Annotated in this window: 13 protein-coding genes and 1 pseudogene; 6 read left to right on the forward strand and 8 right to left on the reverse strand. The window is 59.5% G+C overall.

Annotated features, from left to right (window positions below; genetic code table 11):
• Positions 1 to 153: 153 nt before the first annotated feature.
• Positions 154 to 921, reverse strand: a complete 768-nt coding sequence (locus tag MKR05_RS04490) for a helix-turn-helix domain-containing protein (RefSeq protein WP_087824251.1) — start codon at positions 919 to 921, stop codon at positions 154 to 156.
• 109 nt (positions 922 to 1,030) lie between these two features.
• Here MKR05_RS04490 and MKR05_RS04495 point away from each other — a divergent pair, with 109 nt between their 5' ends.
• A complete protein-coding gene (locus MKR05_RS04495) occupies positions 1,031 to 1,822 on the forward strand; it encodes a sulfite exporter TauE/SafE family protein (RefSeq protein WP_180401972.1) in 792 nt (263 codons plus the stop codon).
• Between the two features lie 87 nt (positions 1,823 to 1,909).
• On the opposite strand, the gene puuE is transcribed toward MKR05_RS04495, so the two are convergent.
• The 3 genes and pseudogenes from puuE to MKR05_RS04510 all read right to left on the reverse strand — a co-directional run bounded on the left by puuE (position 1,910) and on the right by MKR05_RS04510 (position 4,314).
• A complete protein-coding gene (gene puuE / locus MKR05_RS04500; RefSeq protein ID WP_223171644.1) occupies positions 1,910 to 2,809 on the reverse strand; it encodes an allantoinase PuuE in 900 nt (299 codons plus the stop codon).
• A pseudogene (gene hpxA, locus MKR05_RS04505) lies at positions 2,733 to 3,598 on the reverse strand (allantoin racemase). The gene puuE and the pseudogene hpxA overlap by 77 nt, the downstream one beginning before the upstream one ends.
• A complete protein-coding gene (locus MKR05_RS04510; RefSeq protein WP_180401973.1) occupies positions 3,598 to 4,314 on the reverse strand; it encodes a GntR family transcriptional regulator in 717 nt (238 codons plus the stop codon). The pseudogene hpxA and the gene MKR05_RS04510 overlap by 1 nt, the downstream one beginning before the upstream one ends.
• Before the next feature lie 144 nt (positions 4,315 to 4,458).
• On the opposite strand from MKR05_RS04510, the gene MKR05_RS04515 reads away from it, so the two are divergent.
• Positions 4,459 to 5,955 carry an NCS1 family nucleobase:cation symporter-1 gene (locus MKR05_RS04515; protein ID WP_180401975.1) on the forward strand — a complete coding sequence of 499 codons (1,497 nt, stop codon included), beginning with the start codon at positions 4,459 to 4,461 and terminating at the stop codon, positions 5,953 to 5,955.
• A gap of 101 nt (positions 5,956 to 6,056) precedes the next feature.
• On the forward strand, positions 6,057 to 7,367 hold the full coding sequence (gene guaD, locus MKR05_RS04520; RefSeq protein ID WP_180401976.1) for a guanine deaminase: 1,311 nt from the start codon (positions 6,057 to 6,059) through the stop codon (positions 7,365 to 7,367).
• Between the two features lie 54 nt (positions 7,368 to 7,421).
• On the opposite strand, the gene MKR05_RS04525 is transcribed toward guaD, so the two are convergent.
• Both MKR05_RS04525 and MKR05_RS04530 read right to left on the reverse strand, forming a co-directional pair.
• Positions 7,422 to 8,363, reverse strand: coding sequence for a hypothetical protein (locus MKR05_RS04525; protein ID WP_023289776.1), 942 nt, complete (start codon positions 8,361 to 8,363; stop codon positions 7,422 to 7,424).
• A gap of 89 nt (positions 8,364 to 8,452) precedes the next feature.
• Entirely contained in the window at positions 8,453 to 9,709 is a 1,257-nt protein-coding gene (locus MKR05_RS04530) for a sensor domain-containing diguanylate cyclase (RefSeq protein WP_032452941.1), read from the reverse strand.
• Between the two features lie 396 nt (positions 9,710 to 10,105).
• Here MKR05_RS04530 and MKR05_RS04535 point away from each other — a divergent pair, with 396 nt between their 5' ends.
• The 3 genes from MKR05_RS04535 to MKR05_RS04545 all read left to right on the forward strand — a co-directional run bounded on the left by MKR05_RS04535 (position 10,106) and on the right by MKR05_RS04545 (position 13,446).
• The gene (locus tag MKR05_RS04535; RefSeq protein WP_044523405.1) at positions 10,106 to 11,146 is read left to right on the forward strand and encodes a LacI family DNA-binding transcriptional regulator; all 1,041 of its coding nucleotides are present in this window, start codon (positions 10,106 to 10,108) and stop codon (positions 11,144 to 11,146) included.
• Between the two features lie 190 nt (positions 11,147 to 11,336).
• Complete coding sequence (locus MKR05_RS04540; protein WP_238874968.1) at positions 11,337 to 12,260, forward strand: TIM barrel protein; 924 nt, start codon at positions 11,337 to 11,339, stop codon at positions 12,258 to 12,260.
• 13 nt (positions 12,261 to 12,273) lie between these two features.
• On the forward strand, positions 12,274 to 13,446 hold the full coding sequence (locus MKR05_RS04545) for a Gfo/Idh/MocA family protein (RefSeq protein ID WP_238874966.1): 1,173 nt from the start codon (positions 12,274 to 12,276) through the stop codon (positions 13,444 to 13,446).
• A 36-nt stretch (positions 13,447 to 13,482) separates the two neighbouring features.
• On the opposite strand, the gene MKR05_RS04550 is transcribed toward MKR05_RS04545, so the two are convergent.
• On the reverse strand, positions 13,483 to 14,589 hold the full coding sequence (locus MKR05_RS04550; RefSeq protein ID WP_064154581.1) for a DUF4056 domain-containing protein: 1,107 nt from the start codon (positions 14,587 to 14,589) through the stop codon (positions 13,483 to 13,485).
• 65 nt (positions 14,590 to 14,654) lie between these two features.
• Positions 14,655 to 15,599: a hypothetical protein gene (locus MKR05_RS04555; protein ID WP_178944552.1), complete on the reverse strand. Its 945-nt coding sequence runs from the start codon at positions 15,597 to 15,599 to the stop codon at positions 14,655 to 14,657.
• Positions 15,600 to 15,607: the final 8 nt, after the last annotated feature.

Genomic DNA, 15,607 nt, shown 5'->3' on the forward strand with positions numbered 1-15,607 from the left:
GGAGGCAGCCACCACTAAATGTAGGGGTACCTGAAGACGCAAGCCAGGCATACCAGGATTGTCTATCTTATAACTGCGTTAACGCATAGCAACGCCATATAAAGTGACATTCATTTCCGACCCATGCTGCCGGGAGCCCCCTTCCCCGACGCATCAGGCTGGGTGATAAAACGATGGCGGCTGCCCGGTCACGCGGCGGAACATGGTGGTGAAAGAGGACGCATTGTCGTATCCAAGAGATAATGCCACTTCGTTCACCGGTTTCCCTGCTATCAACCATGCCATGGCACTCACCACACAGGCTCGCTGTCGCCAGGCGGAAAATGACAGGCCCAGCTGCTTCAGGAAATGGCGGCGAAAGGTACTAGGACTCATAAACAGCGCCCTGGCCCAGCGCGCCGCAGGATCATGGATAGAGGGGTTAAGCAAAAAAGCCTGACAAAGCGCCAGCAGCGCCGGATGCTGCGGCAACGGAATGTCAAATTCGCGGACCGGCATGGCAGCCAGTTCCAGCAACATCAACTGTATCAGCATGCGATCGCGTGGGCTGTCGTACAACGGTGGCAAATCCACAGCCTCAAGCAGTAGCTGGCGCAACAGCGGCGAGACGCTGATCACTTCGCAACGACGGTGTTTAATGAAAGCGGCCACATAATCTGGCTCAATATATAAGCTACGCGTGGTCACCCCCACAAATCTGACGGCGTGCACAGTTTCAGGAGGGATCCAGACAGCATGTTGCGGAGGAACCACCCATTCTCCGTCCTGAGTGGTGACATTCATCAGTCCGGTCGCGCCATACAGCAGCTGTGCGCGACGATGCTGGTGCGGTGGCAGGATAAACCCTTGCGCATAGTCATTACCTAACGCCACCACTTCGCGATCGAGCCGATCGACTTCGTCAATTTTTACGTTGCGCACACCTGCCTCCCTTTGACCGATTTACAAAGGTAATTGAGCGCTACGCAAATGGGAAGCCGTACGCGACCGGTATAAGCTGCTCGCTCATTTTCAGGTCGGGGATACTCTCTTGAATGAGATCGTTATTATTGCGCTGGCTGGCTTTACGACCGGCATTACCACAGTCCTGTTCGGCTTCGGGGGCGGCTTTGTGGTGGTGCCATTTGTCTATCAACTGATGCTTCGGCAGCCGGAACTCACGGGAAACGCCATGCATGTCGCGGTGGCTACCTCAACGGCGGTGATGATATTTAACGCCGGCTGGGTCAGCTATCGAAACTGGCGGGCTGGCAAGCTTGCCGCGCAGACGCTGTTCCCGTTGTTATGGTTTATTGCCATTGGGGCGGTGGTCGGCTCCTGTCTGGCAGGGATATTGAGCGAGAAGATCGTTCGCGCGCTGTTTATTCTCTATATGCTGGCAACCATCAGCGATTGTTTGTTGCGCAAAGGTATTTTCACGGGCAGCGCTCGGCGTCGCCTGTCCCTGCCAGTGGTCACTGGCGGCGGTATGGTTATCGGCATGATTGCCGCATTGCTGGGCGTGGGTGGCAGCGTCATGACGGTGCCCCTGCTACGGCGACACGGGTATGCGATGCAGGAGTGCGTTAGCGCATCCAACCCGCTTTCTTTGCCCGTGGCGCTATGCGGGGCTGTGACCTATGCCGTCATTGGCTGGCACAGCATTCCGCTGAACGGATTTCTTGGGTTTATCAGCCTGAAAATTTTGGTCCTGCTCGTCCTGACCGGCTGGGCCGGGATAATGTTTAGCCGCCGGGCTATCCCTGCAGTACCAGATGTATGGTATGCACGCATCTATGTGCTGCTGTTGTGCCTGGTACTCCTCGCCATGCTTATTCAATAATCAAAATACATCCTGGTGAACCGGTTCAACAGCCGCGTTCGGGCGATGCCCTCTCCCTGGGGAGAGGGCCTGGTGAGTGGCAGCAAGCTACCCGCGATACGGATGGACCTCGCGCCAGTGGTCGGCGATCTGCTGCCGGGTGCAGACCCATACCTTGTCGTGCTGCTGGATATAGTCAAGGAAACGCTGCAGCGCGCGGAAACGGCCCGGACGCCCCAGCAGCCGGCAGTGCATCCCCACGGACATCATCTTCGGCGCGGTTTCCCCCTCGGCGTACAGCACGTCAAAACTGTCTTTCAGGTAGGTATAAAACTGCTCCGCGGTGTTGAACCCCTGGGCGGTGGCAAAGCGCATGTCGTTGGCGTCGAGGGTGTAAGGCACGATCAGGTGCGGTCGACGGCTGCCGTCGCTGCAGGCCACTTCGCTCCAGAAAGGTAAATCATCGCCGTAATAATCGCTGTCGTAGTCAAAGCCGCCGTGCTCCACCACCAGCTGGCGGGTGTTGGGGCTATCGCGGCCGGTATACCAGCCGGTGGGCGGCTTGCCGAACAGATCGGTCAGCACCTGCACCGCTTTGTGCAGATGCTCGCGCTCCTCGGCGATATCCATGTGCTGATAGTGGATCCAGCGCCAGCCGTGGCTGACCACATCGTAATCCGCGGCCTTGATTGCCGCCACAATCTCCGGATGCCGCGCCAGCGCCATCGCCACGCCGAAGACCGTCAGCGGCAGCCCGCGCTGGCTAAATTCGCGATGGATGCGCCAGAACCCGGCCCGACTGCCGTATTCATAGAGCGAGTCCATCGACATATGGCGCGCCGGGTAGCTGGCGGCGCCGATAATATCGGACAGGAACTGTTCCGAACCCGCATCGCCATGCAGGACGTGGTTCTCAGCGCCTTCCTCATAGTTAAGGACGAACTGCACCGCGATCCGCGCCCCGCCCGGCCAGCGCGCGTGCGGCGGCTGCCCTGCATAACCTCGCAGATCGCGAGGATAGTGTTCCTGGTTCTCAACCATCACCTGCCCCTTTTAAAATGGATTTAACGACTGAAACTGTCCGCTTAACGCTTTTTTCTCCGGGAACGCTAAGTCCCCGTGCTTGCTGGTCGCCAGCCCCAGCGCGACCAGCGACTCGACCATCTTCACCGCCGCGCTGACGCCGTCGATCACCGGCACCCGCAGCTCGCGAGTCAGCTCCTGCGCCAGCGTCGCCATCCCGCCGCAGCCAAGGACAATCGCCCCGCTGCCGTCCTCGTTCAGCGCGCGGATGCAGCGCTCACGCACTTTCTCCTGCGCCAGGCCGCTGCCGTCTTCCAGCGCCAGCACTGGTAAATCAATGGCGTGCAGCGCCGCGCAGTGTTGATGAAAGCCGTACTGGTGCAGCAAATGGCGGGCGATGATCAGCGTGCGCGGCAGCGTGGTCACAATGGAGAACCGGGTGGCGACCATCGTCGCCATATGCATCGCCGCTTCCGCAATGCCGATCACCGGCCCCTGAGCCAGCTCGCGCGCCGCCAGCAGCCCCGGGTCGCCGAAGCAGGCGATCACATGCCCATCCACTCCCTGCTCGCGTCCGGCCCTGATCTGCTCCAGCACGCCGACCGCCGCGATGGCTTCGTCAAAGTGGCCCTCTATTGACGGCACGCCGGCGCGGGGACAGACCGCAAGGATCTCGGTGCCCGGCGCGGCGACCGCACGCGCGGCGGCGCCTATCGTTTCGGTCATCGCCAGGCTGGTGTTGGGGTTGATCACTTGTATACAAACGGAAGACATCACGACTCCTTGTGGCCGGCGAACAGCCGGGAAAAATCGGGCAGACTGACGCCATCGCGCTCGAAGCACAGGCTGGCGACAATATGATCAAAATGGTGCATCAGCGCCTCGCTAAGCGGCTGCAGGGCTTTATCCCGCAGCAAACCGACCAGCTGCTGGTGATCGTCGCAGCGGCAGCCCTGGCGCCAGGGTGCGCCCCACGCGGCAATCACTAACGAGGAGCGCTGGCTGAGGCGGGTCACCATCTCGGTGAGTACCGGGTTGCCGGAGATAGCCTGCAGCTGAATATGAAAGTCAGCGGAGTGGCGGATCGCCGCCGGGCCGTCGTGCGCCTCATGGGCCTTCTGTTCACGCTGGATAATGTTCTCCAGCGCCGCCAGATGCGGCGGCTGACAGCGCGCGATCACATCGGGCAGATTAGCGACCTCAAGCAGCGCCCGGGTACGAAAGATCGCCTGGGACTCTTCCACGCTCGGGCTGGTGACGTGTGCACCACGTTTGGGCGTTAACGTGACCAGTTGCACAGCGGCGAGTCGTTGCAGCACCTTTCTGATGCCGGTGCGGCTCACGGCGAATACTTCCGCCAGCGCCTCTTCCGGCAGTTTGCTGCCCGGCGGCAGCTGATGTTCGACGATAGCCGTCATCAGCGCCTGGTAAATGCTTTCGTCCTTATCCTGCAGCGCTGGCGCGGCCTGGAGACGATGTTCATTATTCATTAACCCACTCCGGTTTCACTTATCGATAGCAGATCGTATACATAAAATTTATTTTTTGTATACAAGATTCATCATTCTGGCCTGGATCCTGCAATAGCCTCAGCAATCCATATCAAAGGGTTTTCATTCAGAGGAGCAGGTTTCATGCCACATTCATCCCACACGCAGCAGACGAAGACTCACGAGGCGGCCGCCGGCTACAGTCCGCGGCTATGTAATGACGATCTGGCGCCCACCCGCGACCAGAACTGGAGCTGGTACAATATCTTTTCATTCTGGATGTCGGACGTGCACAGCATGGGCGGCTACGTGGTGGCGGCGAGCTTCTTTACGCTTGGGCTGGCCAGCTGGCAGGTTCTGCTCTGCCTGCTGGTGGGCATCTGTATTGTGCAGCTGTGCGCTAACCTGGTGGCGAAGCCCAGCCAGATGGCCGGGGTGCCTTACGCGGTGATCTGTCGCCAAGCGTTCGGTGTCTTCGGCGCCAATATCCCGGCGGTGATCCGCGGGCTGATCGCCTTCGCCTGGTACGGTATTCAGACCTATCTGGCGGCAAACGCCCTGATGCTGGTCCTGCTCAAGTTCTGGCCCTCCCTTGCCTCGCTGACCGGCAGCAGTTTCCTCGGGCTGTCGACGCTCGGCTGGCTGAGCTTCGCCACCATGTGGCTGCTGCAGGCGATGGTTTTCTGGCACGGCATGAACGCCATCAAGCGTTTTATCGACATCGCCGGTCCGGCGGTCTATGTGGTAATGCTGGCCCTGGCGGGCTGGATTGTATACAAGACCGGTCTCGACGGGATCTCCTTTACCCTCGCCAGCAAATCCCTGAGCGCCGGAGAGCAGACCTGGCAGATGATCACCGCCACGGCCCTGGTCGTCTCCTACTTCTCCGGGCCGCTGCTTAACTTCGGCGACTTTTCCCGCTACGGCAAAAGCATGGGCGAGATCCGCCGCGGCAACCGCTGGGGACTGCCGTTTAACTTCCTGCTGTTCTCGGTGGTCACCGTGGTGATTGTCTCCGGCACCCAGTCGCTGTTCGGCAAAATGATCACCGACCCGATTGAAACCGTCAGCCGCGTGGGCAACGATCTGGCGGTGGCCATCGGCCTGCTGACTATGATCACCGCCACCATCGGCATCAATATCGTGGCTAACTTTGTCTCGCCGGCCTTCGATTTTTCCAACTGCGCGCCGCAGAAAATCAGCTTCCGCGCCGGCGGGATGATCGCCGCGGTGGGGTCGATACTTCTGACGCCGTGGAACCTGTTTAACTCACCGGAACTGATCCACTATACCCTCGACGTGCTGGGCGCCTTTATTGGCCCGCTGTTTGGCATCCTGATCGCCGACTTCTATTTGATCAAACGCGGCCGGGTGTCGGTGGACGACCTGTTTGACGATACGCCGAAGGGTAAATACTGGTACCGCAACGGCTTTAATCCGAAAGCCATTGCCGCCCTGCTGCCGTCGGTGGGCCTGGGGCTGATTATCAGCTTTATTCCGGCCCTGCACGAAGTGGCGAACTTCAGCTGGTTTATCGGCGTCTTCCTCGGCGCGACCACCTACCGCTGGCTGGCTCGCGACGAGCGTGAAGTGGCGGCGAATGCCGCCTTCCGCTCCGGCGCGGTGGCGCAAAAAGAGTAACCTTCCCCTTCTGCCGCGGCGACTGGCCGCGGCAGGCTGCAAACTGGCACCAATCTTGCTGTTTATCACTATTCCCTGAGCGTTAAGAGAAGGCAGGTTCGATGATGGATTACCAGACCGCGGTGCGCGGTACATTTTTTGATATCGCCGGCGTGGCGGAGACGCCGGATGAGGTGGCCGCCCAGGCCCGCTATCTCAATGATGGCCTGTTGTTCTTGAAGGACGGGAAAATTGTTACGCTGTTGCCATGGCAGGAGGGTGAAGCCTTTCTGCATCCGCTGAAGGGCTATGTTGACCTGCGGGGTAAGCTGCTGTTGCCGGGGTTCGTCGATGCCCATGTCCACTATCCGCAGACTGAGATGATCGGCGCCTTTGGCGAACAGCTGCTGGAGTGGCTTACCACTTACACCTTCCCGGTGGAGAGCCAGTTTGCCGATGCGGAGTATGCCCAGGAGATAGCGCAGTTTTTTGTCAATCAGCTGATTAGCCATGGCACCACCACCGCGCTGGTGTTTTGTACCCTTCATCCGGCCTCGGTGGAGGCGTTGTTCAGCGAAGCGCTGCGCCTTAATATGCGCCTGATCGCCGGAAAGGTGATGATGGATCGCCATGTGCCCGACTATCTGTGCGAAACCGCCGGGGAAAGCTACGAGCAGACCCGGGCGCTGATCCGCCGCTGGCATCAGCGCGGCAGGCTGGGGTATGCCATTACCCCGCGCTTTGCCCCCACCTCGACGCCGGCATTGCTGGAGGCGGTGCAGCGTCTGCGGGCCGAGTTTCCCGATACCTGGCTGCAGACGCATCTCAGTGAAAACCGGGAGGAGATCGCCTGGGTTAAACAGCTGTGGCCGGAGCATGCACGCTATCTGGATGTCTATCATCATTACCAGCTCACCGGCGAACGCAGCGTATTTGCTCACGGGATCCATCTTGATGATGCCGAATGGCAGTGCCTGCATGACACCGGGTCCGCCGTTGCCTTCTGTCCGACCTCGAATCTGTTCCTCGGCAGCGGGCTGTTCCGCCTGCCCGCCTGCTGGCAGCACCGGGTGCGGATGGGCATCGGCAGCGACGTCGGGGCCGGGACCACCTTCAGCATGCTGCGAACGCTGGGTGAGGCCTACAAGGTAGGACAACTACAGAGCTATCGCCTGCGCGCCAGCGAGGCCTTCTATCACGCCACTCTCGGCGGGGCGCGCGCCCTGCGGCTGGAAGAGAAGATTGGCAATTTTCAGCCGGGCAAAGAGGCCGACTTTGTGGTCATTGACCCGGCGGTCACTCCGCTGCAGCGTCTGCGGATGGGCCGCTGCCATGATATTTATGAGCAGCTGTTCGTACTGATGACCCTGGGCGATGAGCGCAATATCAGCGAGACGTGGGTGAACGGCGAGCGGGTGTGGTGTCAGGATTGATCCTCGCCCTGGCCCTCTTCAAAAGGGAGAAGGCGCTGGCTGGGTTAGCGGCATTCAAAAACTCATCGCCAGGCCGAGGCCATAGCCCGTGGTGTTATTGCCGAACATATAGCGCGCCACCAGCCGGGTGCGGGTGATAAAGACCGGGTATTTACTGCTGTCCAGTTCGAGACCAACCCCCAGGGAGGTCAAACCGGTAAAACCCAGCGCCCCTCGCTGGTCGCCGATAAATTCAGTATGCGCGCCCTCCAGCACGTAGCGCAACGGGTTGCCCAGCAGCGTCCAGTCAGCGATCGGCGCGCGGCGGCGCAGATACAGGCCGAGGTTCTCCGCGCTGGCTTCGCCCTGCACCACCTCGGCGCTGCTGCCGAAACTTTGCAGACGCATATAGGAGTAACGCAGTTCGGCATCAATATCCTGGGTGGCGGAGAAGCGTTCATAATCCAGCATCAGCGCCCCGCCCAACCCCCAGGCGTTGAAGCGTCCGCCATCAAGAAACTGCAGATCGGCGTTGGTTTTTCGCTCTATGACCCAGCGGCCAAGGCGTACATCGCTGGCCAGGGTGCCGAGCATCACATTGACGATCGGTCGCAGCACCAGGTTACCTCCGAGGCTGTCCCGGTGCAGCGAAAAATCCCAGCCGACGCCGCCGGTGGTGGTCAGACTGTTCCATTTGGTCGGCACATTCCGCGTCTGTTGGCCATTGCTGACGACGAATCGCGGGTCGTAACGGCTGTAGCCCATTGTGCCTTCGAGGTAAAGAGGAAACGACTCGCTCAGGGTCGCTCCGCCGCCAAACTGGGTGATGGTCAGGTTGTGTTTATCGTTGCTCCCGGAACCGATGTTGAGATCGCTGGCGGTCACGTCGGGAACCACGGTATAGCTCATCAAGGTCAATACCGCATCGGCACGTTGTTTAATCGCGTGCCCGTCCGCCGCCAGCGTCGTCGGCGCAGAAAGAGAGACTACCGACAGCAGAACGAGAAGACGCACCATACGTTGTTTGCCACCTCAAGCACAGGCTAATCTTATTACCACCCGTTACAGCAGGCTGGCTCATCCTCAGTATAGTCGGCGAGCGCGAATCAGGCTGCGCCACCGCTATTGCGCAACAGTTCCGCACTGTCAAAAGGCATGCGCGTTACCCGGTTGCGCCCGTCATTTTTCGCCGCATACAGCGCTTTATCGACGCGGTAAAACAGCTGATCAATCGCTTCACCATCATGATGCTCGGCGACGCCGATGCTGACGGTGACCGACAGCGTCTGATATTCGCTGACCGCCTGGCGGATCGCCTCCGCCACCATCAGCGCGCGGGCGATCGGCGAATGGGGCAAAAAGAGCAGAAACTCCTCGCCTCCCCAGCGATATATCTTATCTTCACGGTCCACCGAGGTTTCCAGAATGCGGGAGATCACCAGCAGAACTTCATCGCCTTTTTGATGACCGTGAATATCATTAATACTCTTGAAATGATCGATATCGATTAACAACAGACAAAAACCATGGGCGATAAACGACGGCGCGTCGACGAGCCGGTAAAATTCGCGACGATTTAACAGTCCGGTTAAGGGATCGTGGGCGGCGGAAAATTCCAGCTCTTTTTTCAGATGCACTTCTTCGGTGATATCGTGAATGATGCATAACATCAGCCGGATATTATACAGCACCACCGGCCCGGCATAGGTTTGAACATGGCGCAGCGAGCCGTCAGCCAGAATATGAGTAAAATTAAGCGGCTTATGCCCGCCGGGCATATTGGCAATATTATTCATAATGGGGATCACATCCCGGCCCAGGGTATTAATTTGCCAGGTATGTTTGGTGCGCATTTCCTCATCGGAATAATGATAAAAGCGCAGCGCGGCAATATTGGCATCGACAATCCGGCCCTCTTTCTGAGGATCGATCAACAGCATCGGCGCGGTATTGGTCATAAAAAAGCGGGCAAAAAAGCCATTGTTCCGCCGCTGGTAGCGGCGAGAGCCGGTATGAATCGACTGATTTTGCGCGAGCAGCTTCACCGCTTCGAATAACAGTAAGGTGCCGCTGTCCTCGGTCTCCACCAGGGTGGTTTTACAATATACCGACTGCAACCCTTTGGCGGTCTGCAGCGTCCAGACTTCAAATATCTCAGTCATGGCGTCGAGATAGCGCAAATAATGCTGCAGCTGCGTTTCCGGGCAGGTGGAATAGATACCGTTGCGCATCTCATTCAGCGACATATCGCCGCTCAGCGTCCGGGAAGCCTGATTGGCATAGACCACACACTCTGTAAAAGGATGGACTACCCAGATCGGGGTGCTTAATACATCAAAAACAGCCAGTTCTTTTAATAACATACAGGCCCCAAACCGACCCACTCCCGGCGCGGAACGGCACATCATTCAGTGCAGCTCTGACGCTGGCATAAAGTGATAGCAAAAATAATCGAGTAACCGTCATTACGCGCGTGCGCGGCAAGTATAGTCGGTTCCTGGCCCAGCGACGCCCACCCGGAGCGACTTTGCGCACGGTTTAATCGACAGAGGAGACACTGCCTTTATTATTAATTTTATTTCAATAGCATAGCAGCAATGCCAGAACGGGTAGTCGCTTTTGATCACAGACTGTGTATACCCGTCACACTTTACGCTGCAGGGGGGCAGGCTTGTGCCGTGGCACGCAGATGGCCGTTGTTCTGCTCAGCGTTACCATGATAGTTTCTATCATAACGCTCATTTTCAATGGTCATCACAGTGAAAAAATCCGCCAGCAAAATCACGCTTGCCGACATTGCGCGCGAAGCCAACGTCGGCGTGGCCACCGTCGACCGGGTACTCAACAAACGCGCGGCGGTGAAGGAATCTACCGCGTACCGCGTGCTGGAGGCCGCCCGACGGCTGGGGTTTACGCTCGAACAGCCGCACTATCGCCTGGCCGCCGGCAAAGCGCCGGTTACCGTCAGGATGGGCTTTATTCTGCTGCAGGAGACCCACTCCTTCTACCTGCCGCTGGCGAGGGCGCTCGCAAGAGAGGCCGCGCCGTGGCTGCCGGCGGGCGAGACGCCGGCGATCCTGCATTTTGCCATTGATGCGGTGGAAGCGATGGCCCAGGCCATTCACCGGCTCAGCGATGAGGTAGAGGTGCTCGGCCTGGTGGCGCTGGATCACCCGCTGATTCGCCATGCGGTGGGTCGGGCCGCCGCCCGCGGCGTTCGCGTATTCACCCTGCTTTCGGATCTGTCGGTTCCCCAGCGCAGCGGCTATATCGGCCTTGATAACCAAAAAGCCGGGCGCACCGCCGCCTGGTTTATCGACCGTTTATGCCGTGGCGAAGGCGAAATAGCCATTATCATTGGCGATAATCGTTTTACCTGTCAGGAAAGCTGTGAGATCAGCTTCCGCTCCTGTCTGCGCGAGCAGGGTAAAGGGCAGCAGATCCTTGAGCCGGTTCGCAGCCATGAACGGGCGGATGTCGCCAGAAGCGTAACGGAACAGCTGCTCAGCCAGTACCCGGCCCTGCAGGCGATCTATGCTCCCTGCGGCGGCATTGAAGGGATTGTCGGGGCGCTGCGCGACAGCGGACGCCAGCAGGCCGTCACCCTGGTCTGCCATGGCCCGCTAAGCGACAGTGAACTGGCGCTGATCGATGGCACCATCGATGTCATTCTCAACCACCGGCTGGATGACTTTGCCGCCGCCACCCTGCGCGCCATGACGGAAGCCGTTTCGCGGCCGCCCAGCGAAGTGATTTCGCACCCACAGCCTTTCGATATCATCACCAAAGAAAATATGTAAACGCCCGCCCCGTCGCCGACGGGGCGGCCTCACGCCTGGACCACGCCTGGACTCATTTTGATAAATAACTATCAAAAACAACCTCAATACAAATCATGACGGCCATCATAAAATTATCATTCCAACATTGTTGGCTATGAAATTTTCATTCAATACTCAGCGGCATCCCCTGTGATAAAAGGAAGCCGACATGACCTATCCTATCGCCAACGCCCCCTGCAGCTGGGGCGTGGATGACCCGAAAAACCCTGACCTTCCCGCCTGGACTACCGTGCTGAAGGAGGCGGCGCAGGCCGGCTATCGCAGCATCGAGCTCGGCCCGTGGGGCTACCTGCCCACCGACCCGAGCAGCCTGTGCGCGGCGCTGGAAAAGCATCAGCTGTCGCTGGTCGCCGGGACAATCTTTGACGCTCTGGTGAGCGAAGACCATTATCCCACTCTGGAGGCGCTGACCCATCAAATCTGCCGCAATCTGTCGCAGGTTCCGACCGCCGCCCCCATCCCGGGACACCCTTTCCAGCCGCCCTATCTGGTGATTATCGACTTCGGCAACCCCGAGCGGGCGCGCTTTGCCGGACGCAGCGCGCTGGCTCCGCGCCTCAATGACGCAGACTGGCAGCGGATGATGGCGCACATTACCGCCCTCAGCACCCTCGCCTGGCGGGAGTACGGCGTGCGGGCGGTTATCCATCCCCACGCCGGGGGCTGCATCGAATTTGCCGATGAAATCGAGCGGCTGGCCAACGCTATCCCGCACGACGTGGCAGGGTTGTGTCTGGATACCGGGCATCTCTACTACGCCGGAATGGATCCGCTCACCTGGCTGGATCGCTATTACGCGCGGCTCGACTACCTGCACTTCAAGGATGTGGATCCGCAGGTTTACCAGCGCGCCATCGCCGAAGGCATCGACTTTTTCACCGCCTGCGCCGAAGGGGTGATGTGCCCGCTCGGCAGCGGCGCCATTGACTACCCGGCCATTAACGATTTTCTTGCCCGCCGCGGCTATCAGGGCTGGATAACCATTGAACAAGAGCGTGATCCGCGCCATGCCGCAGGCAGCCTGCAGGCGGTCACGGAGAGCCTGCGCTATCTGCGCGGCGTTGGATTCTGACAGGAGACACCCCATGATTAACGGTTTAAAACCGCTCGACCGCACCCTGCGCTGGGGCATGGTCGGCGGCGGTGGCAGCAGCCAGATCGGCTATATTCACCGCTCTGCCGCCCTGCGCGATAACACCTTTGCGCTGCTGGCCGGCGCCTTTGATATTGATGCCGATCGCGGGCGCCAGTTCGGCCAACAGCTGGGGGTGGATCCCGCACGCTGTTACGCCGATTACCAGAGTCTGTTTCGCGGTGAGGCTGCCCGCCCGGACGGTATCCAGGCCGTGTCGATTGCCACGCCGAATAACACCCACTATGCCATCTGTCGGGCGGCGCTGGAGGCCGGGCTGCACGTGGTGTGTGAAAAGCCGCTGTGCTTCAGCAGCGAAGAGGCGGACGAACTGGTGGCCCTCAGCCAGCGGCAGCGTAAGATCATCGGCGTGACCTACGGCTATGCCGGTCATCAGATGATCCTGCAGGCCCGGCAGATGATCGCCGAAGGACTGCTGGGCGACATACGTATCGTCAATATGCAGTTTGCTCATGGCTTCCACGCCCAGCCGGTGGAGCAGGAAAACGCCAGTACCCGCTGGCGGGTCGATCCCCGCTTCGTCGGCCCCAGCTATGTGCTGGGGGATCTTGCCACTCACCCGCTGTTTCTGGTCGAAACCATGGCCCCGCAGTTGAAGATCACCCGGCTGATGTGCGCCAGACAAAGCTTCGTCAAAAGCCGCGCCCCGCTGGAAGATAACGCGCATGTGCTGATGGAGTATGACAACGGCGCCGTCGGCTCGCTGTGGAGCTCCGCCGTTAACTGCGGCTCCATGCACGGGCAAAAGGTGCGCATCGTGGGGGAAAAAGCCAGTCTTGAATGGTGGGATGAACAGCCCAACCAGCTGCTCTACGAGGTGCAGGGCGAACCGGCGCGCGTTCTGGAGCGCGGCATGGGCTATCTTGATCCGCTGGCGCGCCAGTACGATCGCATCGGCGGTGGCCACCCGGAGGGGCTGTTCGACGCCTGGTCGAATCTCTATCGCCGCTTCGCCATCGCCATGGACGCCGCTGACCGGCGTGACGAGGCGCTGTTGGCGGACTTCTGGTATCCGGACGCTCGCGCCGGGGCGTTCGGCGTCCGCTGGGTGGAAAACTGCGTACGCTCTGCCGACAACGGCGCCTGTTGGGTCAACTTCCGCTAATTCGCCGGCTCAGGGCCTCGCCCTGAGCCTTTCTCGCTACTTCTCAATGCGCGCCAGCTGGGTTTTATCGGCCTCGCGGGCGCGATCGGCCAGCCCCTGAAACGCGGCAGCGCCATAGTATTGCTCAGGAACCGGCAGCGCCTGCATATCGTGCCCCGGATAGATCTGCAGCTCGCCGAGGTCGCGCAAGCGGAATCCCCCCACCTGCGCGGGCATGGTCAGGCGATATGGCGGCATGGTTTCGAAAGGGACCGGCGTCGGCAGCCGGTTTTCCTGCAGATCGTAATTACGCTTCAGCACCAGAAACTTATCCGGCACCCGGCGGCGACTGTTCCACCAGTCGCCATCGATCCGCTGAAACATCGCTTCCGTCTCCCCTCGCGTGGCCACCATCAGCCGGGTCAGCGCCTTTTTCAGCGCCTTCTCCATGGCCTGGTTATACGCTTCCACTGACCCGCCGTGGCCGCTAAGGATGACGTTAATCGCCAGCCTGGCGCCCAGTAAGTTGGAGTAGAGATCCTCCGGCGAAAACGCGGAGATCTCCTCTGAAAACCCGGGCACTGACTGGAAGCCATACCACTGGGCGATCTCATGCCACTGGGCGATTTCGAAGGCCAGATGCCCGGCGAGCCAGGCCGCCAGCTGATAGCGCTGCCTGACCCCCGCCGGCGGCGTAAAGGCATTGAGCTGAACGCGGCGCACGCCAAGTTCTTCGCTGTAGAATATGCGCCCCGCCTGGCCCAGCGTCGGCGAAATGCGATTGAACAGATAAAAGGTGTAATCCGCCGTGTCGCGCACATGGGCAATATCGATAAACCCGCCGCGACGGGTATAGATAAGCCCGTTCTGCTCCTCGCTCAGCCCCAGCAGATTTTTCACCGCGCCGAGCGCGCTGTCGTTGTAATGGTGCTTGCCCAGGGTATCCAGGGTCAGCACGTTACCAATCTGATACATCGGGATCGGAATGCCCACCGCCCGCACGTGCAGGTCGTAGCCAAAGGCGCAGCATGGCCGCAGCGATTCCGGCGGCGACAGCTCGCCCAGGGTGGGCGCAGGATGGATCGCCGTCACGGCGGGCAACACCGGGTCCTGCGCCAGCGCCGGCAGCGCCAGCGCGAATAACAGCCATAAGGCTTTACGCATCAACAGCCTCTCCACAGCAACAAAAGAGCGCGCATCTTACCGGCAGACGGCGCCTGCAGTTTTAGTTAAAAACGGTATTCACCGGAGACAAAGAAGCTGTTGCGGTCGTTAAAACCGAATTCAGTCAGCACGTTAAAGTTTTTGGTGACCTCATACTGGGCGCCAATCAGCATATTCCACGGCGAGGTCAGCTTCTGCTTAACGTCGAATTTGCCCTCGCCGTCTTTATTGACTGCGGCAATAAGGGGCTGCAGCTCTGGCGGCATGTGCAGGTCGGCGAGATCGCCCTTAAACTCCTGCTGCACGTCCTGATACATGCTGCCGACCCACAGGCTGAGATGGGACGGCCCGTCGATCCCCTGAAAACTGAACCGATAGCCAACGCGCGGCGAAACGGTGACCGCCGAAATGCTGCCGTCGAGGATATCGAAGTCGGTGCGGGTATAGTTAGTATCCACTAACCCAAACCAGTTGCCGTAGCCGCCGGCGAGCGTAAAGCCGGCCCCCCAGGTGGTGCCTTTAAAATCAAGGGTAAAATCAATATCCTGCAACTTCCCGCTCTGATAAAGCTGGTGAACCGCGCCGGCGATGGCCCGATCCAGGCCGCGAAACTGCGACGGGTCTGAATCCACTGATACCTGGGAGACGGACGACCCGCGGGTATGCCCCACCAGTCCGTATACGTTGAGGAACGGAAAGACCCACATATCCAGGCGCAGGTTTTCGGTTTTGCTTTTCTCGCGGGTGTGTCCGGCATCGATGGCGAACATATCGCTGGGAATGGGATGATTGCCGAGCTTAAGCCCGGAAAAGGTAATACTGTCGACCATGATATCCTGGCGGATATTCATATAGCTCAGGTTGACGCCGTAGGGTAACGGAATGGAATATCCTCTGGCGCGAGCCTCATCGCCCCAGATCGGAAAATAGCTGTCGTTCTCGTCCGGCTCCGCAGCCGACGTGCCCCAGGTCGCTAACAGCAGCGTTAACACCGCGCCGGATGCTCTCATTTTTGTTC

The sequence above is a fragment of the Klebsiella sp. K5-204 genome, from assembly GCF_030128585.1.
Classification (GTDB): Bacteria; Pseudomonadota; Gammaproteobacteria; order Enterobacterales; family Enterobacteriaceae; genus Klebsiella; species Klebsiella quasipneumoniae.

Bases quoted from the DNA above. Each gene is read 5' to 3' on its own strand.
- MKR05_RS04510 (WP_180401973.1), bottom strand. From the start codon at position 4,314: ATGAATAATGAACATCGTCTCCAGGCCGCGCCAGCGCTGCAGGATAAG.
- MKR05_RS04515 (WP_180401975.1), top strand. From the start codon at position 4,459: ATGCCACATTCATCCCACACGCAGCAGACGAAGACTCACGAGGCGGCC.
- guaD (WP_180401976.1), top strand. From the start codon at position 6,057: ATGATGGATTACCAGACCGCGGTGCGCGGTACATTTTTTGATATCGCC.
- MKR05_RS04525 (WP_023289776.1), bottom strand. From the start codon at position 8,363: ATGGTGCGTCTTCTCGTTCTGCTGTCGGTAGTCTCTCTTTCTGCGCCG.
- MKR05_RS04530 (WP_032452941.1), bottom strand. From the start codon at position 9,709: ATGTTATTAAAAGAACTGGCTGTTTTTGATGTATTAAGCACCCCGATC.
- MKR05_RS04540 (WP_238874968.1), top strand. From the start codon at position 11,337: ATGACCTATCCTATCGCCAACGCCCCCTGCAGCTGGGGCGTGGATGAC.
- MKR05_RS04545 (WP_238874966.1), top strand. From the start codon at position 12,274: ATGATTAACGGTTTAAAACCGCTCGACCGCACCCTGCGCTGGGGCATG.
- MKR05_RS04550 (WP_064154581.1), bottom strand. From the start codon at position 14,589: ATGCGTAAAGCCTTATGGCTGTTATTCGCGCTGGCGCTGCCGGCGCTG.
- MKR05_RS04555 (WP_178944552.1), bottom strand. From the start codon at position 15,599: ATGAGAGCATCCGGCGCGGTGTTAACGCTGCTGTTAGCGACCTGGGGC.